21 protein-coding genes and 2 tRNA genes are annotated in these 22,230 nt (G+C 47.8%); 22 read left to right on the top strand and 1 reads right to left on the bottom strand.

Annotated elements, in window-relative coordinates:
* Positions 1–35: 35 nt before the first annotated feature.
* Positions 36–332, bottom strand: a complete 297-nt coding sequence (locus MUN34_RS15565; protein ID WP_012368944.1) for an AbrB/MazE/SpoVT family DNA-binding domain-containing protein — start codon at positions 330–332, stop codon at positions 36–38.
* A gap of 340 nt (positions 333–672) precedes the next feature.
* Between MUN34_RS15565 and metG the strand changes: the two genes are divergently transcribed.
* The 22 genes from metG (at position 673) to hpt (ending at position 22,205) form a co-directional block, all read left to right on the top strand.
* Positions 673–2,628 (top strand): methionine--tRNA ligase, encoded by a 1,956-nt coding sequence (gene metG / locus MUN34_RS15560; RefSeq protein WP_026827004.1) that lies wholly within the window; start codon positions 673–675, stop codon positions 2,626–2,628.
* 59 nt (positions 2,629–2,687) lie between these two features.
* Positions 2,688–3,455, top strand: a complete 768-nt coding sequence (locus MUN34_RS15555; protein WP_026827003.1) for a TatD family hydrolase — start codon at positions 2,688–2,690, stop codon at positions 3,453–3,455.
* Positions 3,452–4,741: a 3D domain-containing protein gene (locus MUN34_RS15945; RefSeq protein WP_282104426.1), complete on the top strand. Its 1,290-nt coding sequence runs from the start codon at positions 3,452–3,454 to the stop codon at positions 4,739–4,741. The genes MUN34_RS15555 and MUN34_RS15945 overlap by 4 nt, the downstream gene beginning before the upstream one ends.
* A 66-nt stretch (positions 4,742–4,807) precedes the next feature.
* Entirely contained in the window at positions 4,808–5,368 is a 561-nt protein-coding gene (gene rnmV, locus MUN34_RS15540; protein WP_247858246.1) for a ribonuclease M5, read from the top strand.
* Complete coding sequence (rsmA, locus tag MUN34_RS15535) at positions 5,365–6,243, top strand: 16S rRNA (adenine(1518)-N(6)/adenine(1519)-N(6))-dimethyltransferase RsmA (RefSeq protein ID WP_026827000.1); 879 nt, start codon at positions 5,365–5,367, stop codon at positions 6,241–6,243. The genes rnmV and rsmA overlap by 4 nt, the downstream gene beginning before the upstream one ends.
* Positions 6,244–6,327: 84 nt before the next feature.
* Complete coding sequence (locus MUN34_RS15530) at positions 6,328–6,567, top strand: Veg family protein (protein ID WP_012368950.1); 240 nt, start codon at positions 6,328–6,330, stop codon at positions 6,565–6,567.
* A gap of 96 nt (positions 6,568–6,663) precedes the next feature.
* Positions 6,664–7,524, top strand: a complete 861-nt coding sequence (gene ispE, locus MUN34_RS15525; RefSeq protein ID WP_026826999.1) for a 4-(cytidine 5'-diphospho)-2-C-methyl-D-erythritol kinase — start codon at positions 6,664–6,666, stop codon at positions 7,522–7,524.
* 69 nt (positions 7,525–7,593) lie between these two features.
* Positions 7,594–8,433 (top strand): pur operon repressor, encoded by an 840-nt coding sequence (purR, locus tag MUN34_RS15520; protein WP_026826998.1) that lies wholly within the window; start codon positions 7,594–7,596, stop codon positions 8,431–8,433.
* Between the two features lie 162 nt (positions 8,434–8,595).
* Positions 8,596–8,907, top strand: a complete 312-nt coding sequence (gene spoVG, locus MUN34_RS15515; protein WP_026826997.1) for a septation regulator SpoVG — start codon at positions 8,596–8,598, stop codon at positions 8,905–8,907.
* Between the two features lie 166 nt (positions 8,908–9,073).
* The gene (glmU, locus tag MUN34_RS15510) at positions 9,074–10,423 is read left to right on the top strand and encodes a bifunctional UDP-N-acetylglucosamine diphosphorylase/glucosamine-1-phosphate N-acetyltransferase GlmU (protein WP_247858245.1); all 1,350 of its coding nucleotides are present in this window, start codon (positions 9,074–9,076) and stop codon (positions 10,421–10,423) included.
* Positions 10,424–10,487: 64 nt separating this feature from the next.
* Positions 10,488–11,444 (top strand): ribose-phosphate diphosphokinase, encoded by a 957-nt coding sequence (locus MUN34_RS15505; protein WP_014969100.1) that lies wholly within the window; start codon positions 10,488–10,490, stop codon positions 11,442–11,444.
* Between the two features lie 115 nt (positions 11,445–11,559).
* On the top strand, positions 11,560–12,117 hold the full coding sequence (pth, locus tag MUN34_RS15500; RefSeq protein WP_026826995.1) for an aminoacyl-tRNA hydrolase: 558 nt from the start codon (positions 11,560–11,562) through the stop codon (positions 12,115–12,117).
* 58 nt (positions 12,118–12,175) lie between these two features.
* Complete coding sequence (gene mfd / locus MUN34_RS15495) at positions 12,176–15,691, top strand: transcription-repair coupling factor (RefSeq protein WP_247858243.1); 3,516 nt, start codon at positions 12,176–12,178, stop codon at positions 15,689–15,691.
* Positions 15,688–17,238 carry a polysaccharide biosynthesis protein gene (locus tag MUN34_RS15490; protein ID WP_026826993.1) on the top strand — a complete coding sequence of 517 codons (1,551 nt, stop codon included), beginning with the start codon at positions 15,688–15,690 and terminating at the stop codon, positions 17,236–17,238. Before mfd ends, MUN34_RS15490 begins: the two co-directional genes overlap by 4 nt.
* The gene (gene yabN / locus MUN34_RS15485) at positions 17,235–18,665 is read left to right on the top strand and encodes a bifunctional methyltransferase/pyrophosphohydrolase YabN (protein WP_247858241.1); all 1,431 of its coding nucleotides are present in this window, start codon (positions 17,235–17,237) and stop codon (positions 18,663–18,665) included. The genes MUN34_RS15490 and yabN overlap by 4 nt, the downstream gene beginning before the upstream one ends.
* A complete protein-coding gene (locus MUN34_RS15480) occupies positions 18,662–18,934 on the top strand; it encodes an RNA-binding S4 domain-containing protein (RefSeq protein ID WP_026826991.1) in 273 nt (90 codons plus the stop codon). Before yabN ends, MUN34_RS15480 begins: the two co-directional genes overlap by 4 nt.
* Positions 18,935–18,999: 65 nt before the next feature.
* Positions 19,000–19,380 carry an FtsB family cell division protein gene (locus MUN34_RS15475; protein ID WP_012368961.1) on the top strand — a complete coding sequence of 127 codons (381 nt, stop codon included), beginning with the start codon at positions 19,000–19,002 and terminating at the stop codon, positions 19,378–19,380.
* Positions 19,381–19,462: 82 nt separating this feature from the next.
* The gene (locus MUN34_RS15470; RefSeq protein ID WP_012368962.1) at positions 19,463–19,993 is read left to right on the top strand and encodes a S1 domain-containing RNA-binding protein; all 531 of its coding nucleotides are present in this window, start codon (positions 19,463–19,465) and stop codon (positions 19,991–19,993) included.
* A 153-nt stretch (positions 19,994–20,146) separates the two neighbouring features.
* Positions 20,147–20,223: transfer RNA gene (locus MUN34_RS15465), tRNA-Met, on the top strand.
* An 8-nt stretch (positions 20,224–20,231) separates the two neighbouring features.
* Positions 20,232–20,303, top strand: a tRNA-Glu gene (locus tag MUN34_RS15460).
* A 78-nt stretch (positions 20,304–20,381) separates the two neighbouring features.
* Entirely contained in the window at positions 20,382–21,626 is a 1,245-nt protein-coding gene (tilS, locus tag MUN34_RS15455) for a tRNA lysidine(34) synthetase TilS (RefSeq protein ID WP_247858239.1), read from the top strand.
* A gap of 33 nt (positions 21,627–21,659) precedes the next feature.
* On the top strand, positions 21,660–22,205 hold the full coding sequence (gene hpt, locus MUN34_RS15450) for a hypoxanthine phosphoribosyltransferase (RefSeq protein ID WP_012368964.1): 546 nt from the start codon (positions 21,660–21,662) through the stop codon (positions 22,203–22,205).
* Positions 22,206–22,230: the final 25 nt, after the last annotated feature.

Genomic DNA, 22,230 nt, shown 5'->3' with positions numbered 1-22,230 from the left:
AAGAAGCGACTCCGTTTGGAATCGCTTCTTTTTACTTATTCGTTTCCTGCGTAATGACGGTCGAGGAAATCTTTTAACTCAACGAGGACACGTTGTGCGCCGTCTGGAGAGAGAATCAATTTACCGTCTGCTAATTTGAAGTTATCTTCCGATACTTCACCTGTTACTTGGCAAGTCATGTTTGGTTTGTATTTTTTAAGGATGATCTGCTCGTTGTCGACATAAATCTCAAGCGCATCCTTCTCTGCGATTTGAAGTGTCCGACGGAGTTCGATTGGAATAACGACCCGGCCGAGCTCATCTACTTTACGTACAATACCTGTTGATTTCATTTTGTTGTTCCTCCTCTGATGTCTAGGTTCTCTTTTTTTTTGGAAAATCGTCAAAATTCGACATCACTTCTATAGAATGTAGAATACTAAACTTTCCAAAAGTAGTCAACCAATCTGAATAGCTTGAAATCAAAATGTCATTTATTTCTCAAAAAAACCATATCTGAAACGATTTATTAATAGTTTTTCCCTTTTTAAAGGAAAACAAACTATTGAGTGTGTTTTTTTGGTATTCGATGTCTGATGTCAAAAAATGTTTGGATTCGACAAAAAACGAGTTTCGACACAGACGACAGAACAGCGTATAATAATGAAATGAAATACAGAACGGAGGAATATCATGGCAAAAACATTTTATATCACTACACCGATTTACTATCCTAGCGCCAAGCTACATATCGGTCACGCCTATACGACAGTCGCAGGGGACGCGATGGCGCGTTACAAACGCCTTCAGGGATTTGATGTTCGTTACTTAACCGGAACGGATGAACACGGGCAAAAAATTCAAGAAAAAGCGAAGGAAGCCGGCGTTTCCGAGCAGGAGTTCGTCGATGGTGTCGTCGAACAAATCAAAGTCTTATGGGACCGTCTTGATATTTCCTATGATGATTATATCCGGACGACAGAACCACGTCATAAAGAAGTCGTTGAACGCGTTTTCGAGACATTACTCGAAAAAGGTGATATTTATCTCGGCGAATATGAAGGATGGTATTCCGTTCCGGACGAAACGTATTATACGGAATCACAGCTGGTCGACGGTAAAAGTCCGGACAGCGGTCATCCCGTCGAACTCGTCCGGGAAGAGTGTTACTTCTTCCGGATCAGTCAATACGCAGATCGCCTAGTGGAATATTATGAAGCAAACCCATCGTTCATTTTACCAGAATCACGGAAACATGAAATGATCAACAACTTCATCAAACCCGGTTTACAAGACCTTGCCGTCTCACGGACGACATTCGACTGGGGTGTCAAAGTTCCGTCGAATCCGAAACACGTCGTCTACGTGTGGGTTGATGCGTTAACGAACTACATCTCGTCACTTGGATACGGAACAGACGACCAAGGAAACTTTGATAAGTACTGGCCAGCAGATGTACACCTTGTCGGAAAAGAAATCGTTCGTTTCCACACGATCGTCTGGCCGGCCTTGCTGATGGCACTCGACCTGCCGCTTCCGAAGCAAGTGTTCGCACACGGCTGGTTGCTGATGAAAGACGGCAAGATGTCGAAATCAAAAGGAAACGTCGTTGATCCGGTTCCGATGATTGATCGGTACGGACTTGATGCGTTACGTTATTACCTGCTTCGGGAAGTACCGTTCGGTTCAGACGGGATGTTCACACCGGAAGCATTTGTCGAACGGATGAACTTTGATCTGGCGAATGACCTGGGGAACTTACTCAACCGGACGATTGCGATGATCACGAAGTATTTCGACGGCGTCATTCCGACGTATGCCGGAAACGTCACACCGTTTGACGAAACGTTGTCGACACTGGCCAAAGAAACGGTCGAGAAGGTCGAAGCTTCGATGGAACACATGGAGTTCTCGGTTGCTTTATCGCACATCTGGCAATTGATCAGCCGTGCCAATAAATACATCGATGAGACACAACCGTGGGTACTTGCAAAAGATGAAACGAAAACAAAAGAACTCGCTTCATCGATGGTCCACCTGGTTGGTGCGTTACGCCACGTCGCGATCATGTTGCAACCGTTCATGACACGTTCGCCAAAAGAAATCTTCCGTCAACTCGGTCTTGAAGGACAACCGATGGACTGGGCAGCACTTGAACAGTTCGCGGCTGTTGAAGAGGGAACGAAGGTCGGTACGGCAGAACCAATCTTCCCACGCCGTGATATGAAAGAAGAGGTCGAAGCCATCGTTGAGATGATGAAACAAGCTTCTGCTGCACGCGTCGAAGAAGAGACGGAAGTCGAAGAGGTAGATACCGATGTTCGTCCGGAAACGACGATTGATGTGTTTGACCAAATCGAGTTACGTGTCGGAGAAATCGTCACAGCTGAAAAAATCAAAAAAGCAAAAAAATTGCTGAAGCTGACGGTCGACATGGGGAAAGAAACACGACAAATCGTTTCAGGAATCGCTGAATGGTATGAGCCGGAAGATTTAGTCGGCCGGAAAGTCATCGTCGTCGCCAATTTAAAACCTGTCACATTGCGGGGAGAATTGTCGCAAGGGATGGTGCTCGCTGCCGAGAAATCAGGTAAACTTGAATTAGCTACCGTACCATCAACGATGGCGAACGGGGCAAGTGTAAAATAATCCAGATGCCTGTGGACTTGATGTCACAGGCATTTTTTTGAAAGAAGGAGTCGAATAGTATGTTGATTGATACACACACACATTTAAACTCGGATCAGTTTGACGGAGATGTCGATGAGACGATTGAGCGGGCACGTGCAAACGGCGTATCTCCGATGATCGTCGTTGGCTTTGATCATAAAACGATTGACCGGGCAATGGAACTGGTTGAACAGTATGATGATCTGTATGCCGTCATCGGATGGCATCCGGTCGATTCGATTGATTTCGACGACGCTGCCTATGAAAAGGTAGAACGTTTGATGGACCATCCGAAAGTCGTTGCCCTTGGAGAAATCGGACTGGATTACCACTGGGATACTTCTCCGAAGGACGTTCAGGACGCAGCTTTTCGAAAGCAGATTCGTTTGGCGAAACAAAAAAATAAACCGATCGTCATCCATAACCGGGAGGCGACGGAAGATACGCTCCGCATTTTGGAAGAAGAAGACGCAAAAGAAGTCGGCGGGATTTTGCACAGCTACAGCATGAGTGCAGAACTCTTACCGCGCTGTCTGGCCATGAACTTCTACATTTCACTGGGAGGACCGGTGACGTTCAAAAATGCGAAGATGCCTAAACGTGTGGCACAAGAAGTGCCGCTCGATCGGTTATTAGTCGAGACGGACTGTCCGTATCTGACACCAACGCCTTATCGCGGAAAACGGAATGAGCCGGCTTATGTCCGATTCGTTGCGGAAGAAATCGCACAGTTGCGTGGAATGATGTACGCTGATGTCGAACAGGCTACGACTGAGAACGCAAAACGCGTCTTCCGCCTTCCATGATTCGATCGATCACGTATATGACAATCGGCTGTATCCTATTGTTGGTTGCGAGCCTGCTTTATGTAATGATGGACCATCCGCGTGACGTCACGATCATGGTGGATGGTCGGCAAACAAAAATCGAGACGCTTGAGACATCAGTTTTTGGGGTCTTGCAGGAAGCCGGTATTTCGGTTCGATCACAAGATGTCATCGAACCGGCACTGAGTGCTGATCTTCCGAAAAATGATTTGATCGTCATTCAACCGGCTAAAGAAATTACATTAATCATGGGATATGGTGAAGCACGGACGATCCGGACGCAAGCCCGCCGTGTCGACGATCTATTAAAAGAACAGGGAATCAGTCAAATGTTAGAGACGGATGACGTGTATCCTTCAAAAGAAGCCGTGTTGACGAGCGGAATGACGGTCCGGTACCGGGAAGCATTCCCGATCGAGCTGATTGTCGAAGGAAAAGCCCGCGAAGTCTATACGTACCAGACGACGGTGCGGGAGCTGTTGTCGATGCAGGGGGTTAAGCTCCAGACGGAAGACAAGGTCATGCCTGGTCTGGATACAGTCGTCGCAAAGGATATGCTTGTCACGGTCAATACGACGCGACGTGCCGTACTGACGGAACAACAACTGTTACCGTTTGAAGTCGAGACCGTCGAAGACGACACATTGCCGGCGGGCGAACAGTTGGTGACAAAGTCCGGCCGGCCGGGCATCCGTACACAAAAATATCAATTGACCCTTGCAGACGGTTTGAGTAAGGAAAAGAAGTTGATTGCTAATGAAGTCACGAGTGAACCGGTCAAACAAGTAGTCAAGGTCGGAACGAAACCTGTCGAACCGGTTGAGGCGGCGATGACACCGACACCGACATTCGATACGGAAAAAGCGACGGTACCGTTAGCAGAAGTTCCGAAAGCGGCAACCGATTTGGATTTCAGCAAAGCAAAAACCCTGATGGTCGAAGCAACGGCCTATACGAATGATCCGGCTTCCAATGGAAGTCAGCTGTATGATGGACGGGCTTTGACGGCAACCGGTTATGACGTGACGGATACGATCACGTATCAAGGACTGCCGATTATCGCCGTTGATCCGAAAGTCATTCCACTTGGAACCAAGGTATACGTCGAAGGGGTCGGACTGGCGATTGCCCTCGACACAGGTGGTGCCATCAAAGGCAATAAAATCGATGTGCTCGTTGAAGGGGAGTCGACCGCCAAACAGTTTGGCCGGAAGACGATCCAAGTCTGGGTCATCCCGAACGACACGACGGAAGCGGGCACTTGACGCTTCCTTGTTTTTTTTGTGGAAACAGGTACAATTACGGAAGTGTTTGAAAAAGGTGGAGAAGATATGATGCGGAAACGCTTAAAAGAAGTCATCGTCGTTGAAGGACGCGATGATACGACACGCTTACAGGAAGTATTCGATGTCGATACAATTGAAACAAACGGTTCTGCCGTTAACGAGCAGACATTACAACGCATTGCGAAAGCACTTGAACGCCGAGGTGTCATCGTGTTTACCGATCCTGACTTCCCGGGTGACCGGATCCGGGCACGGATCAATGAACGGGTACCGGGATGTAAACAGGCCTACCTGCCACGGGCAGACGCAAAAGATAAACGTGGGAAAATCGGTGTCGAACATGCGTCACCGGAAGCGATTGAACGTGCACTCGGTGCAGTATATGAGACGGAAGAGCAGCATGATGCGGAAGTGACACGGGATATGATTCTCGCCGCCGATCTGATCGGGGGACCAGCAGCCTCGAAACGTCGGAAACGGTTGGGACAGGTGCTCGCCATTGGTGAACCGAATGCCAAACAACTCGTCAAACGTGTCGCGTCGATCCGAATTACGAAACAGGAATGGGAAGACGCTTTGAAACAGATAGAGGAGGAACAGGGTTGAAAGACATCGCTACATTGCACCGGACGAAGGAAATCTTGGCCAAACACGGATTTTCATTTAAAAAGTCCTTGGGACAAAACTTTTTAATCGATTTAAATGTACTCGGAAACATCGTTGGTGCCGCTAATTTGACACCGGAAAGCGGTGTGCTTGAGATTGGTCCCGGTATCGGCTCATTAACGGAACAATCAGCAAAACAGGCGAAAAAAGTCGTAGCTCTCGAAATCGATCAGCGACTTTTACCGATTCTTGAAGATTCACTTGCTCCGTACCCTCACGTGAAAGTCATTCATGGGGATGCGCTCGAACTGGATCTCGAAACCATCGTCGACGAAGAGTTTACGCAGCAAGGAATCACGGATCTCGCTGTCGTCGCGAACCTTCCCTACTATGTGACGACACCGATCATCATGCGAATTCTCGAAGCCCGGACCCCGTTCCGGACCCTTATCATGATGATTCAAAAAGAAGTGGCGGAACGAATCGGGGCAAAACCGGGAACGAAGGCGTACGGTTCATTGTCGATCGCCATTCAATACTACGCGGAGGCAGAAGTTTGTTTCACGGTACCGAAACACGTCTTCATTCCGGCACCGAACGTCGATTCGGCTGTGATCCGTTTAAACATTCGTAAGGAGCCGGCCGTCAAGACACTGGACGAGAAACTCTTCTTCGAAGTGACGCGTGCCAGTTTCGCACAACGCCGGAAAACGATTTTGAATAACTTGTCCAGCCATTTCGGTAAAGCAGAAAAAGAGGCGGTCGAAGCAGCCTTACATGAAGCAGGCATTGATCCACGCCGTCGGGGTGAGACGCTCAGCCTGCAGGAATTTGCACAGCTCGCCGATGCACTTTTGCCAATTAAAAAACGTTGACGGTAGACAAAAGAACGGATATAATATTTGCCCTTTCTAATATTTAATTCATATGCTATAATAAATATTAGTGAGGTGAAGCGTATGCCAAAGACGTTGAACGAAATCAGACATGTTTTCGAAACACATGTAGGTGAAAGACTGACGCTAAAAGCAAGCGGCGGTCGTAAAAAGGTCGTAACCCGAATCGGAACGCTCGTTGAGACGTATCCATCGGTGTTTGTAGTCAAGCTAGACGCAGAGCGCCACAATGTCGAGCGAGTTTCTTATAGCTACGCCGACGTGTTAACCGACTCCGTACAAATCGAATTCGCGAATTCGTAAACTTACCTTCCGAAGTGGACAGAAATGTTCGCTTCTTTTTTTGTGCAAAGGTTGATACAATTCGTACAGGAAACGTACTAGAGGAGGAACGGCACGATGACGATTATTGTAAAAGCTCCAGCAAAAATCAATTTAGTATTGGATGCGACGGCGAAACGTCCGGATGGGTATCACGATGTACATATGGTGATGACAACGGTGGATTTGGCAGATCGTCTCGAATTGACGGAACTAGCGTCCGGTGAGATTCGGATGAATGCCCAACATGCTTACGTACCAAATGATGAACGCAACTTAGCGTATAAAGCAGCAGCAGTCTTAAAGGAACGATTCGACGTCAAGAGCGGGGTTGAAATCTACTTAGAGAAACAAATTCCAGTCGCAGCAGGATTAGCGGGCGGCTCGAGTGACGCGGCAGCGACGCTGCGTGGGCTAAACGAATTATGGAAGCTCGACTTGACACTGGAACAGTTGGCGGAGATCGGGGCAGAAGTCGGATCGGATGTCCCGTTTTGTGTCATGGGAGGAACCGCGATTGCAACGGGACGCGGGGAGAAGCTTGAGAAATTAGTATCCCCTCCGCCTTGTTGGGTCGTACTGGCGAAACCGACGATTGGTGTCTCGACGGCAGATGTTTACGGAGCGCTTGATTTAGAAACAGCGGAACGTCCAGATGTCGAAGCGATGATTGATGCGGTCAAGAACCAAGATTTCACGGCAATTTGTGATGCCCTTGGCAATGTCCTTGAATCGGTGACGTTACCGATGCATCCGGAAGTCGAACAAATCAAAGCCTTCATGACGAGTTGCGGGGCAGAAGGTGTCTTGATGAGCGGTAGCGGACCGACTGTCTTCGCCTTGACGGAACATGAAAACCGGGCTCAACGTCTCTATAACGGATTACGAGGATTTTGTAATGAAGTCTACGTCGTTCGTCTTTTAGGGGAAAACCATTGATAGTTTCCGTATGAAAATGATATATTCACTATTGAATATTCGGAATTACGGAGAGGTGGAACGATTTAGATGAAAATTCGGAGAAGCGGTCGGTTGGTAGACATGACACGTTACCTGCTAGACCATCCGCATCATCTGGTCTCATTGACGATCTTCGCAGAACGGTATAGCTCTGCGAAATCTTCGATCAGTGAAGATTTAGATATTGTCAGCGAAATGTTGGAGCATGAAGGAACCGGTCGATTGGTAACCGTTCCGGGAGCCGCGGGAGGCGTCATGTTCATCCCGACATGGAGTAGCGCAAAGGCATTGCCATTTATCGATGAGTTATGTGAACGCGTCGCACGACCGGATCGTCTGTTACCGGGGGGCTACTTGTATTTGACGGACTTGCTCGGAGATCCGCGGATGGTGAAACAGATGGGACAAGTGTTTGCTTCTGTCTTCAGCCAGAAAAAAGTCGACGTCGTCATGACGATTGCGACAAAAGGAATCCCGCTTGCTTATGCCGTCGCTGAACAGTTGGGTGTACCGTTCGTCATCGTTCGCTCGGACAGCCGAGTGACGGAAGGTTCGACCGTCAGCATCAACTATGTCTCCGGCTCATCCAAAGCAATTCGGACGATGGCCCTTGCGAGACGCAGTTTACCACGCGGTGCCAACGTCTTGCTGATTGATGATTTCATGAAGGCTGGTGGAACGATCCGGGGGATGATGAGTCTGCTGAGTGAGTTTGAAGCGAACGTGGCAGGTGTCGGTGTGTTGATTGAAGCAGAAGGTGCCGAGAAGAAGATGGTTAATGAGTACGTCAGTCTGATGAAGCTTTCGGATGTTGATGTTGATCTGGGGCAGATTCAAGTGAAACGGGGAAATGTCGACCAGTATTTCACAGACGGAGAAAATACCTAAATTTGACACCCGTTTTTTTTGTAACTATACTGTAATTATCAAACTTTTGGAAATTATGCGTGAAATGATTGGCAAAAGCTAAACCTTTGAATGTTTTAAGCCGTAAGTAGAAGTAGACAACGAAGAGTTGTGACAACGGTTATTAAAAGGGGTGCGGACAAAATGAATGTCACCGACGTCAAGATTCGTCGCGTCGTAGCAGAGGGTCGAATGAAAGCACTGGCCTCGATTACGCTCGACCACGAATTTGTGGTACATGATTTACGCGTGATTGAAGGAAACAGCGGTCTTTTCGTCGCGATGCCAAGCAAGCGGACACAGGAAGGCATCTTTCGTGATGTCGCCCATCCAATCAATGCATTAATGCGAAAAAAAGTCGAAGATTCAGTATTAGAAGCATACGCAGTTCGTGAAGAAAACGGTGAGGCGTCAGAAGTTGAACTGACGGCGCTCGAAGTAACCGATCCTTCCTAACTCGATTGGCAGGTCTCCATCAATGGGAGAACCTGTCTTTTTTTGCGTGTTTGTTGATTTCGAGTCTGTCCTGTCATTGATTCGTTGCGCCATTTTCGTTATAGTGGGAACGAGTGGACTATTTCAGAACGAAATCAACACTAATTTACATGGAGGAGCGACAAGGATGAATCATTTCGCGGTAATTCTAGCAGCGGGTAAAGGCACTCGGATGAAATCAAAGCTATATAAAGTACTTCACCCAGTAGCTGGGAAACCTATGGTACAACATGTCGTTGATCAATTAACGACACTCGGTGTCACGCGTCAAGTCGTCATCGTCGGTCATGGTGCAGAGTCTGTTAAAGAAGTGCTCGGCACATCGGTGGAATATGCACTTCAAAGTGAGCAGCTTGGCACGGGTCATGCTGTTCAAATGGCAGAACCTGTTCTTGGACAGGAAAAAGGCTCGACACTCGTCGTCTGTGGAGACACACCCCTTTTGACAAGTGAAACGTTACAATCGCTCTTGCAACACCATGCAGAAGCGGGTGCGAAAGTGACTGTTTTGACAGCGCATGCTGATGATGCAACGGGTTATGGACGAATTGTTCGTGGTGAAGATGGAAACGTCGCGAAAATCGTCGAGCACAAAGACGCGAACGCAGAAGAACTGCTCATTAAAGAAATCAATACCGGAACGTACGTATTTGATAATGAGATGTTATTCGCGGCTTTAAAAGAAGTTAAAAATGATAATGTCCAAGGTGAGTACTATTTACCGGATGTCATCGAAATCGCAAAAGCAGACGGTGAAACGATTGCAGCCTATGCAGCGTCGACGTTTGAAGAAACGATTGGTGTTAATGACCGGGTAGCGCTTGCGCAAGCGGAAACATCAATGCGTAAGCGGACGAATGAACATTGGATGCGTCAAGGCGTTACGTTCATCGATCCAGCCTCTACGTATATCGGACCAGATGTCGTAATCGGTTCAGATACGGTCTTGTACCCAGGGACACAATTGCTTGGTAAAACAACGATTGGTTCGGAATGTATCATCGGACCGAATTCGGATATCCGTGACAGTGAAGTCGCTGATCAGGCCGTTGTTCGTCAATCAGTTGTAACAGACAGCCAAATTGGATCAGCTGCACAAGTCGGTCCATTTGCGCATTTACGTCAACAAGCGGTTCTCGGTGCCAACACACGAATCGGTAACTTCGTCGAAGTGAAGAAATCAACTTTTGGTGAAGGCAGCAAATCTGCCCACTTAAGTTACGTGGGTGACGCAACAATCGGCACAAACGTTAACTTAGGCTGCGGCTCGATCACAGTGAACTATGATGGAACAAATAAATTCCAAACTGTCATTGAAGATGATGCGTTCATCGGTTGTAACGTCAATTTGATCGCGCCGGTCACGGTCGGTAAAAATGCACTTGTCGCAGCGGGATCAACCGTTACGGATGATGTTCCGGAAAACGGTCTCGCGATCGCACGGGAACGTCAAACTACCAAACCAGATTACCGTTAATTTTATTCGTTCATTATTTGTCGCTCTACTCGTCTAAACCCAAACAAATGGAGGCCACCTAACCATGTCTACTGTCTTAGAACATGAAATTCGTATTTTCGCACTTAACTCGAACAAACCACTGGCAGAGGAAATCGCTAAAGTCATCGGAATTCCTGTCAGCGAAAGTTCAGTCAAACATTTCAGTGACGGCGAAATTTCAATGAACATCGAAGAAAGCGTCCGTGGGGATGATATCTACATCATTCAATCGACTAGCCAACCGGTCAACGAAAACTTGATGGAACTTCTCATCATGATCGACGCTTTAAAACGCGCTTCTGCACGGACGATTAATGTCGTTATTCCGTACTACGGATATGCACGTCAAGATCGCAAAGCCCGTTCACGCGAGCCGATCACAGCGAAGCTTGTGGCGAACCTGCTTGAAGTAGCCGGTGCGACACGCGTCGTGACGATGGATCTTCATGCCGCTCAAATCCAAGGATTCTTCGATATTCCAGTAGATCAATTAATGGGTGTTCCCTTGCTTGCTTCGTACTTCGAGAAGAAGAACATCGACCCGAACGAACTCGTCATCGTTTCTCCAGACCATGGCGGTGTGACGCGGGCACGTAAATTAGCAGAACAATTAAAAGCGCCAATCGCAATCATCGATAAGCGCCGTCCGAAACCGAACGTCGCAGAAGTCATGAACATCGTCGGCCAAGTTGATGGTAAGATTGCCATCATCATCGACGACATCATTGATACAGCGGGTACAATCACGCTTGCTGCCAACGCCTTGATTGAAAACGGAGCGAAGCAAGTGTACGCTTGCTGTACGCACCCGGTTCTCTCAGGTCCGGCGATGGAGCGAATTGAAAACTCGGCAATCGAAGAACTCGTCGTCTTGAACACGATTGATTTGACGAAACGTGAATGTGCAAGCAAAATCAAGCAAATCTCAGTTGCACGTTTGCTGGCAGAAGCCATCATCCGTGTCCACGAACAAAAATCAATCAGCCCGCTCTTCAGCTGATTACAAACAGATATGAACGCCAAGGTCCGGTTTTTAGAAATCGGACCCTTGTGCGTTCCATTTTTCGTCAGCGGGATGCGAATCGGAAAAGTAGAAAAGTAGAGGAGGTGACGATATGAAATGTATCGTCGGTTTAGGAAATCCAGGTACGAAATATACGAATACACGTCATAATATCGGTTTTTTGGCCATCGATGCCCTCGCCAAGGAGCATGGCATAAAATTAACGGAGTCGAAGTTTAAAGCCGTCTTCGGAACGGGAATGATTAAAGGGGAACGGGTGGTTCTTGTTAAACCATTGACGTATATGAATTTATCGGGAGAAGCTGTCCGTCCGTTGCTCGATTTCTACAAAATCGCGGTCGAGGATGTCCTCGTCATTTATGATGACCTTGATTTGCCGCTTGAGAAGATGCGCCTGCGTTCAAAAGGAAGTGCCGGTGGTCATAACGGAGTCAAATCGTTGATTCAACATTTAGGTACACAGGACATCAAACGATTGAAACTCGGAGTAGGTCGTCCGCCAGCACCGATTCAAGTCATCGACTGGGTCTTGATGCCATTCGCCAAATCAGAACAGACGACGTTGCAACATGTGTTGTCTGATTCCGTCGATATCGCAACCGATTTCATCGATACGCCGTTTTTAGCATTGATGAATCGTTATAACTGAACAAAACGCTTTGGGTGACCAAAGCGTTTTTGCTGTCGTCCTAGGAGGGAAAGAAAGTATGAAACAACTACAAAATCTGTTACTCGGCATTCCGGAGATTAAAACCGTCCGGGAACGGTTCCGCGACGGGGTAAATGCTCAACTGATCACGGGACTGATGAACAGCGGAAAAGCATTATTCATCGCCGGTATTTACCAAGAGACAAAAAAACGATTCGTCATCGTGACCCACAACATGTTCCAGGCTCAAAAATTATATGATGATTTAATTGAACTTGTACCCGAGCAGGACGTGATGTTGTATCCGGTCGACGAAACGCTTGCAGCGGAGCTGTCATACGGTGCAAGTCCGGAGTTGCGCGCGACCCGGATTGAAACGCGTCATCGTCTGCTGACGACGGACGACGGAATTCTCATCATTCCGCTTGTCGGGCTGAGACGTTATGTCCCAACGGCATCGGACTTTTTAGGGCATACGAAACGAATCAAACCGGGGGATGTCCTGTCGATTCCCGACTTTATTCAAGAATTGGTCGATGCCGGCTATGAACGGACGGCAACGGTGACGACACCTGGAGAATTCGCTGTTCGCGGAAGCATCATTGATTTATACCCGTTGACCGTCGAACGTCCTTATCGGCTCGATTTATTTGATGAGGAAGTCGATTCCATCTATACGTTTGATGCGGAGACCCAACGTTCGCTTGGTGTCATCGCCGAAGCATTAGTGCCTCCGGCAACGGAACATTTTGCAACACGCGACGGATTGAAGTCGGCCGGTGAACAATTGCGCCGTCTGTACGAAGCGACGAAGGAACGGGTCCAAAGTACGGAAGTGTTGGCTGCACTGGAAGAAGGAATTGCTTACGACGTCGAAGTCCTCGAAAGCGGTGATCGTCCGAAGCAACTTGCAAAATATGCACCACTTCTATATGAAACGACGTTACTCGACGATATCAAGGATGCTGTTTTGATTGTTGATGAGGTGGCACGGATTGAAGAAGCAGCCGAGGTCCAGGATACGGAAGAAGCCGAATGGATGGCCTCTTTGATTGAGCGTGGTCAAAGCATCAGCGACTATACGTTATCGGTTCCGATGTTGCAGGTGTTCAAGCAACGACAATTGCTGTATTTATCATTACTTCCGACACGGCGCAGCGGTGTTCCGGAAAGTGCAGCGATTCATTTCAGCATCAAGCCGATTGCACCTTTCCATGGACAGATGGAACGATTGAAACAGGAAGTCGACCGGTACGGCCGGGCCGATATGTGGATGGTCTTCCTGGCAAGTAACAGGGAACGGGCGGAACGGATGCGGCAGACGTTATCGGATTACGGAGTCGAAGCTTCCTTGCACACGACGGAAGATGAGATTCGCCGCGGGCACCCGTCGATTTTAATCGGTGGTATTCACGGCGGGTTCGAGATGACAAATGCCCGTCTCGTCGTCATCACGGAAGAAGAGGTCTTTAAACAGCCGGCACGACGCCGGAAGCAAACGACGAAACTGACAAATGCCGAACGGATCAAAAGTTATCAGGAATTGAAGACCGGCGATTATGTCGTCCATATCCATCATGGAATCGGTCGTTATCATGGCATCAAAACGATTGATGTCGCTGGCAATCACCAAGATTACCTGCATTTGATTTATGCCGGCGAAGATTCGTTGTATGTCCCGGTCGACCAGATTGACTTGATTCAGAAGTATGTCGGGGCAGAAGGAAAAGAGCCGAAGATTTATAAATTGGGCGGGATGGAATGGAAGAAGGTCAAGGCGAAAGTTCAAAAATCCGTCGAGGATATCGCGGATGAACTGATTAAGCTCTACGCGGCGCGGGAAGCAGCCGTCGGCTTTGCGTTCCCGGAAGATGATGACAGTACACAGGCCTTTGAAGCGTCCTTCCCTTATGAAGAAACCGTCGACCAACTCCGGTCGATCGAAGAGATTAAAAAAGACATGGAACGACCACGCCCGATGGATCGTCTGTTGTGTGGGGATGTCGGTTACGGGAAAACGGAAGTTGCCATTCGGGCAGCCTTTAAAGCTGTCATGGCAGGAAAACAGGTCGCCTTACTCGTTCCGACGACGGTGCTTGCCCAACAGCATTATGAAACGATGCTCGAACGATTCAGCGAGTGGCCGATCAACGTCTCCGTCATGAGTCGTTTCCGCTCGGCGGCAGAACTGAAAGCGACGAAAAAAGGATTGAAGGAAGGGACGATCGATGTCGTCGTCGGTACCCATCGTGTCCTGTCGAAAGATGTCCAGTTCGCGGACGTCGGATTATTGATCATCGATGAAGAACAACGTTTTGGCGTCAAACACAAGGAACGACTGAAACAGTTGAAGACAAACGTCGATGTTCTGACATTGACTGCGACACCGATTCCCCGGACGCTGCATATGTCGATGATCGGAATTCGTGATTTATCCGTGCTCGAGACACCCCCGGAAAACCGTTACCCGGTTCAGACGTATGTCATGGAGTATGACGGAATCGTCATGCGTGAAGCACTGGAGCGTGAACTTGGACGGGGCGGACAAGCCTTCTTCCTGTATAACCGCGTCGAAGGAATCGAACGGAAAGCGGAGGAAATCCGGGCACTCGTACCGGAAGCACGTGTCGTTACTGCCCATGGTCGTATGACAGAAACAGAACTTGAGAGTCAATTAATCGCCTTCTTCGAAGGGGATGCGGACGTCTTGGTCAGTACGACGATCATTGAGACGGGTATCGATATTCCGAACGTCAATACCTTGATTGTCAACGATGCAGATCAGATGGGTCTTTCCCAGTTGTATCAATTACGCGGTCGCGTTGGTCGATCGAGCCGTGTCGCGTATTCCTACTTCACATACCGTCCGCAAAAAAGATTGACGGAAGTCGCGGAAAGTCGTCTGCAAGCAATCAAGGAATTCACTGAGCTTGGGAGCGGATTTAAGATTGCGATGCGTGATTTATCGATTCGCGGAGCCGGGAACTTGCTCGGGTCCCAACAATCCGGTTTCATCGACTCTGTCGGGTTCGATCTGTATTCACAAATGCTTTCGGAAGCAGTCGAAGAACGGAAGGAACGGATGAAAGGAAGAAAAAAAGTTCAGAAATTCGTTCCGGATTTCACATTCAGTTTGGATGCCTATATTCCAAGTCACTATATGGCAGATTCGGAACTCAAAATCGAGTTCTACAAACGTTTGAAATATGTCGATACACCAAAAAGTCTGGAATCGCTGGAAACAGAGATGCTGGAGCGCTTCGGGGAATTCCCGACTGAAGTGGCACGGTTGATTCAATTAACTCGAATGAGAATCTTTGCCGAACGGGCACGGGTGGAACGGGTCAAACAAACGGATCCGAAAATTGAAATCGTTCTGTCTGAACAGACGACACAAACGCTGGATGTAGCGGATTTTGTCAAATGGACCGTTCCGATCGGACGTGGTCTAGGCATGGGGCAGGAAGAAGGTAAACTTGTTCTGACGCTCAACCGCGGGAAACAAAACTTACAACAGATGACAGAGCAGGCTGAACGGTTACTGGCTGAGATTGACCGCCGGATCGTACAATGAGCCAACGAAGGACGATTGCGCAAGGGGCAGCTTTGCTTGCTATTTCGAGCTATGTCTCAAAACTGTTGAGTTTCTTTTACCGGATTCCGTATCAAAATATGGCGGGAGACTTTGGGTTATATGTCTATCAAACCGTCTATCCGGTATTTGCGATTGCGGCGGCGCTTGGCATTTACGCCTTACCGGTCGTCGTTGCGAAGTTAACGTTGCATCATCCGGAAGAGAAACGCGAAGTGTTGTGGTCGATTTTCTTTGTCCTGCTCGCGATGTCGATTATACTCGGAACGATTGGTTGGTGGGTCGCTCCTGAAGTCGCACTCTTATTCGGCGATGAACAACTCGTCCAACCGCTTCGTGCCGTCACTTTTACGTTTTACCTGTTGCCGGTCATTGCTGTTTTACGCGGGATGTTTCAAGCAGATCTTGAGATGGGTCCGACGGCTTTCTCACAAATCACGGAAAACGCCGTTCGGGTCTGTTTATTGTTGATCGTGACGTATTACGGTGTTCAGGTAGGTGCGAATCCCTATCAAGTCGGAGCAAACGCCCATATGACGGCACTCGGCGGAAGCATTGCGTCGCTTGCCTTGTTGTTACGTTTTGCGAAAGATAAAATCGGTCGTCCCGTCATCTCGAAACGACACATTCGCCGTGTCGGACGGGTCCTGTTGACGAGTGGTCTAGCAGTCAGTATCGCGTCTTTAGCCTTGTTGCTGATGCAATTGATCGATGGATTGACGTTTGTCAATTTACTCGGGAATTCGATGGAGACGAAAGTCGAAAAAGGAATTTTTGATCGAGGATACCCTCTGTTACAGTTTGCGATCTTGTTCGCGACGTCCATCAGTTTAGCCAGCGTTCCGACGTTGCTGATGGAATACCGGAAGCGAAATGATGCGGCGACAAAACTGCATCTCGAGACACTTTTACGATCCGGACTATTGATAGCGGCAGCAGCAACCGTCGGATTAGTGGGTGTCATGCGTCCATTGAACATTGCCTTGTATCAGGATGACAACGGAACAGCAGCACTCAGTTGGTTGGCAGCAACGGCGTTCACTGCCTCCTTATCGATGATCATCGTATCGTGTCTTCAATCTGTTGATGCGGAAAAATATGCGTTTGTCGGTGTCGTCGCAGGCCTGTTGATCAAGCTTGGTCTCAACATCTACTTGATTCCCTTATATGGCATGATTGGTGCCGGAATGGCGACTTTTGGTGGTTTTGCGGTCATGGCGGCAGCTCAGTTACTGTTACTCAATCGGAAGTTTGGCCGGGTGACGGCAGGACGCCCTTTTTATGTCCGTCTCTTGAAGGCAGTCATCCCGATGGCTCTGTTTTTATACATCGTCGAACAACTTTTCCGCCTGTCAGGCTGGGAAAACCGTATTGGAGCGACGCTTGAGGTCGCTTTACTCGTCCTGGGCGGAGCCTGCGTCTTTTGTCTCTTTGCCTTACGGATGAGTGTCTTGACGGAGCGGGAATGGGCATTGTTACCGTTTGGGGAAAAACTATATCGAATGCATCAGCATAGGAGGATTATATGAAACATCAGATTACAGTCGTCGGCTTAGGAGTCGGAGAACTGGAACAATTACCGTACGGCATCTATAAACGCTTGAAGGAAACGAAACAACCGATTTATCTGCGAACCGCGGATCATCCTGTCGTTTCAGAATTGATGGCAGAGGGAATGGAATTTACATCGTTTGATTTTATTTATGAAAAACATGATCAGTTTGAAGGCGTTTATCGTGAGATTGTTGCAACGTTGCTTGAACAATCCGAGAAGGAGCCAATCATCTATGCCGTTCCGGGTCATCCGCTCGTCGCGGAGAGTACGGTCCAACAGCTACTTGCCCAGACAGACCACCTCGATATCATCGGTGGTCAAAGCTTCCTTGATCCGATGTTTGCTGCAGTTGGCGTCGATCCGATTGAAGGGTTTCAGTTATTGGATGCGACAGCGTTTGATATCGATGAAGCGCAAATCCGTCAGCATCTGTTGATCGGACAAGTCTATGATCAATTGGTTGCAGGTGATTTAAAGGTCATGTTGATGGAGCGTTATCCCGATGAACATGACGTGACACTTGTGACGGCAGCAGGAACGAGTCGCCAAAACGTTATGACGGTTCCGCTTTATGAACTGGATCACATCACGACACTCAGTAACTTGACGACGGTTTATGTACCGCCGGTCACGGATCAAACGATCTTGAATCGTGATTTTACGACACTCAAGCAAATCATCGCCCGCTTGCGTGGAGAAGGCGGCTGTCCGTGGGATCAAGAACAGACGCACGAATCGCTCAAAAAACATTTAATCGAAGAATCCTACGAATTACTGGAAGCAATCGACCTTCAGGACGATAACTTAATGATAGAAGAATTAGGAGATGTCTTGTTGCAAGTCATGCTACACGCTCAAATCGGTCTGGATGAAGGGTATTTCGATGTACGTGATGTCATTGGGAGTGTCAGCGACAAGATGATTCGCAGACATCCGCATGTCTTTGGAGATGTCCAAGTCAACTCGGCTGCGGACGTCGTCACGAACTGGCAGGAAATTAAAGCGCAGGAAAAATCGGAACGGACTTATCTGTTGGACGGCGTCACCAAGGGGGCACCTGCCTTATTGCGTGCAGAACAGATTCAAAAAAAGGTCGCCCGGGTCGGATTCGAATGGGAGACGGTTGCCGGTGCACTCGATAAAGTCCAGGAAGAGATTCAAGAATTAAAAGAGGCTCCGGCAGAGGAGCAGTTGGGTGAATTCGGTGATATCCTGTTTTCGCTCGCACTCGTCGGCAAATACATGGAGTTATCCGCAGAGGATGCTTTACAGCAAACGAATGACAAGTTCATTCGTCGTTTCACACGCATGGAGCAATTGGCGGCCCGGCCGTTAACAGAGTTGTCTCTAGCGGAACAAGATGCATTATGGAATCAATCAAAGCAGGAGGAACAGTCATGAGACTCGATAAATTTTTAAAAGTATCTCGTTTAATCAAACGCCGGACACTGGCGAAAGAGGTTGCCGACCAAGGTCGGATCACGATCAACGGGCTTGTCGCAAAAGCAAGCAGCACGGTTGCGGTCGGAGACGAGATGACAATCCGGTTCGGAAATAAGATTGTCACCGTTCAAATCGACAGCATTAAAGAACACGCGAAAAAAGAGGAAGCATCGGATATGTATCAAATCATTCGTGAAGAAAAAGTGAATTCCGAAGAATCGATGTAATTTGGTTGAAAAAGGAAGTATACTAGAGAGTGTCAGAGATGACCACTCGGATAAGGAGGGATGATATGCCAGCACCGTTGGAATCAGGGCGTGATACACCGCCCAAGATCAAACCGCTTAATGACCGGAAAAAACAGTTGAGTCAAAATGCAATCGAAAACCGTTTACGTCTGAAGAGGCGCTTCTTAGTCTGTATGTCGATCTTTCTTATTGTCCTGTCCCTGATGGGGTGGTCATATATCGAAAAAAAACAACTGATCGCTGAACAGAAGCAGTCGTTTCAGGTTGCGAACCAAGAACAGGCGAAAGCAGAGAAAGAAACTGTTCGTCTGAAAGAAGAGATTGAACGATTGAATGATAAGAAGTATGTTGCGAACTTAGCGAGAAGTGAACTGTTATACTCGAAAAAAGGCGAAACGATTTTCTATTTTTCACCGGAAGATTAAACGAAGGTTCTCGATTGATTGAAAAAATGTAGAATCACTCGTATAATAAGAAAGAATCAACTAAAAAGGAGCAATACAATTTATGTCGATTGAAGTAGGCAGCAAAGTACAAGGGAAAGTTACAGGCATCACCAATTTCGGCGCGTTCGTAGAATTACCGACGGGTAAGACAGGTCTTGTTCACATCAGTGAAGTAGCCGATTCTTACGTCAAAGATATCAATGATGTCTTGACAGTCGGACAAGAAATCACGGTTAAAGTGCTGAGTGTAGAGAACGACGGCAAGATTGGTCTTTCGATTAAGAAAGCGGTCGATCGTCCAGAAGGCGAACGTCCTCGTCCTCCAGCTCGTCAATTTGATCGCGGACCACGTCCAGCAGGTCAAGACCGTGGACCACGTTCGTTCGATAACAAAGGACCACGTGGCGGAAGCGGCGGCGGTGGAAACCGCGGTGGCTTTAACAAAGGTGGCCGTGGTGCACCAGCTCCACGTAAAGAGCAAACGTTCGATACGTTGATGACTAGTTTCCTCAAAGATAGTGAAGATCGTCTTGCGACATTGAAACGACAAACCGATTCAAAACGTGGCGGACGCGGTGCTAAACGTCAATAACTTGCTGACCTGTTCTTTATAAGAATAGAGATGGAATGACGCTGTTCATTCCATCTTTTATTTTTTTGAAATTATTTTTATAAAAAGCGTTGACAATTATTTGACTCCACCGTATTATAGAAAATGTGCTTAAGACGCACGCATTCAAAATATGGCGGTGTAGCTCAGCTGGCTAGAGCGTACGGTTCATACCCGTGAGGTCGTGGGTTCGACTCCCTCCGCCGCTACCATATTTTTTGGCCCGTTGGTCAAGCGGTTAAGACACCGCCCTTTCACGGCGGTATCACGGGTTCGATTCCCGTACGGGTCATTCTGTAAAAAGCTATCTCTATTTATATAGAGGTAGCTTTTTTCGTTTAATTCATTTATGGATCAAGGGGGACCAGGCATGGGATTCGAGATTAATCTTCCGAAAGAACCGTTATTGGTTGCTGTTTCCGGCGGCTGTGATTCAATGGTACTGGCACATCTTTTGTATGAAGCGAATCATGATCTAATGATTGTTCATGTTCATCATGGTTTGCGCAAAGAATCGGATAAAGAAGCAGAAGCAGTCCGGGCTTGGGCGAATGCCAGACAAGTGGCGATTCGGATGATACGCCTCGAGTGGGATAATCAAACACCGAGCCAGGCGGCTTGCCGGACGAGACGCTATGCCTTTTTTCAAGAGGTCATGGCTGAGACTGGACGGCGGCATCTTGTACTCGCACACCACCGGGACGATCAATTGGAGACGCTGTTGATTCAATTGATCCGAGGGGAGGCGGGTGTCGACGGCATTCCCCGAATCCGTTCCTTTGCGACGGGACAGATTTATCGTCCGTTATTGACGTACTCGAAACAACAACTGTATGACTACGCAAGAGCCCATCATGTGACATGGTATGAGGATGAGACGAATGCCGGCACAAAATATCTACGGAATCAGATGCGGCACCGGATCCTGCCGTTGCTTGCGGAACTTCGTCCGGGTTATGAAGAAGCAACGGTTCAGGCGGCGATGTCCCGTCATGAACAAAAACAGGAACATTTCACGTACGTCATGTCCTTTGTTAAAAAACAGATGACGGACCGCGGGCTTCCTCTTGAAGCGATTCAAACACTACCGTCAGACTTCAAGCGGCTTGTCCTGCGTGCCTTATTGCCGGAACGTGACTTTACTTCCGAGGAATACAATCAATTTTTGACATTGTTACGAGTAGATATGCCGTCCAGTGAAGTGTATTATGGAAACTGGAGGATACAACGTACATATGGCTATGTGACATGTGTCCGTTGTCCGGAAAAGAACCTGCTCCCGGAAGTATTGGAGGTGGGAATGGATTTGGGCACTTATCATTATGGTGAACAAACGATTACGTTCTCACGCTCGACGACCGGTATTCCACTTTCGGCTATTCGTTTTCCACTAACGATTCGACGACCTTTACCAGGTGATCGGATTCGGTTAGCGGTCGGTACGAAAAAAGTGAGTCGGATTTTTGTGGATGCTAAGGTTCCACGGGTGTTACGGACGGAAATTCCGGTTGTCGTGGATGCGGCAGGACAAGTTCTGGCGGTCATCGGACATCGAATTGCAATATTCGGGTCATTTGAACTCCTCGCAGAATCGTGTTTAATGATAGAATGGTAATGTAGTGTTTAAAATGGAGGAGGAATACCTAGCATGACCTTAATGAATGATATGGAAAAAGTACTGATTTCAGAAGAAGAGATCCAACATAAAGTCGGTGAACTCGCGGGTGAACTGACAGCGGATTACGGAGATCGTTTCCCGCTCCTCGTTTGTGTCCTGAAAGGCGCAATGCCGTTCATGTCAGATCTCGTCAAAAAGATGGACATGCATCTTGAAATGGACTTCATGGATGTCTCGACGTATCACGGCGGTACAACATCGACGGGTGAAGTGAAGATTGAGAAGGATTTAAACACATCCGTAGAAGGACGTGACATCCTGATTGTCGAAGATATCATCGACAGCGGATTAACGTTAGGCTACCTCGTGGACCTCTTTAAATACCGGAAAGCGAAGTCGGTAAAAATCGTAACATTGCTTGATAAGCCAAGTGGTCGTAAAAACGATTTACATGCGGATTACAGCGGTTTTGTTATTCCACATGAGTTCGTTGTTGGTTATGGTCTTGACTATGAAGAAAAATATCGTAACCTTCCTTATGTTGGTGTCTTGAAACCAGCAGTCTACGGCGGCTAATTATTTTTAATCTTGACTGTCACAT

The organism is Exiguobacterium sp. 17-1, assembly GCF_023096305.1.
Lineage (GTDB): Bacteria > Bacillota > Bacilli > Exiguobacteriales > Exiguobacteriaceae > Exiguobacterium_A > Exiguobacterium_A sibiricum_A.
The sequence above is the reverse complement of the archived record's forward strand: the minus strand, read 5'-3'. Positions and strand labels throughout refer to the sequence as shown.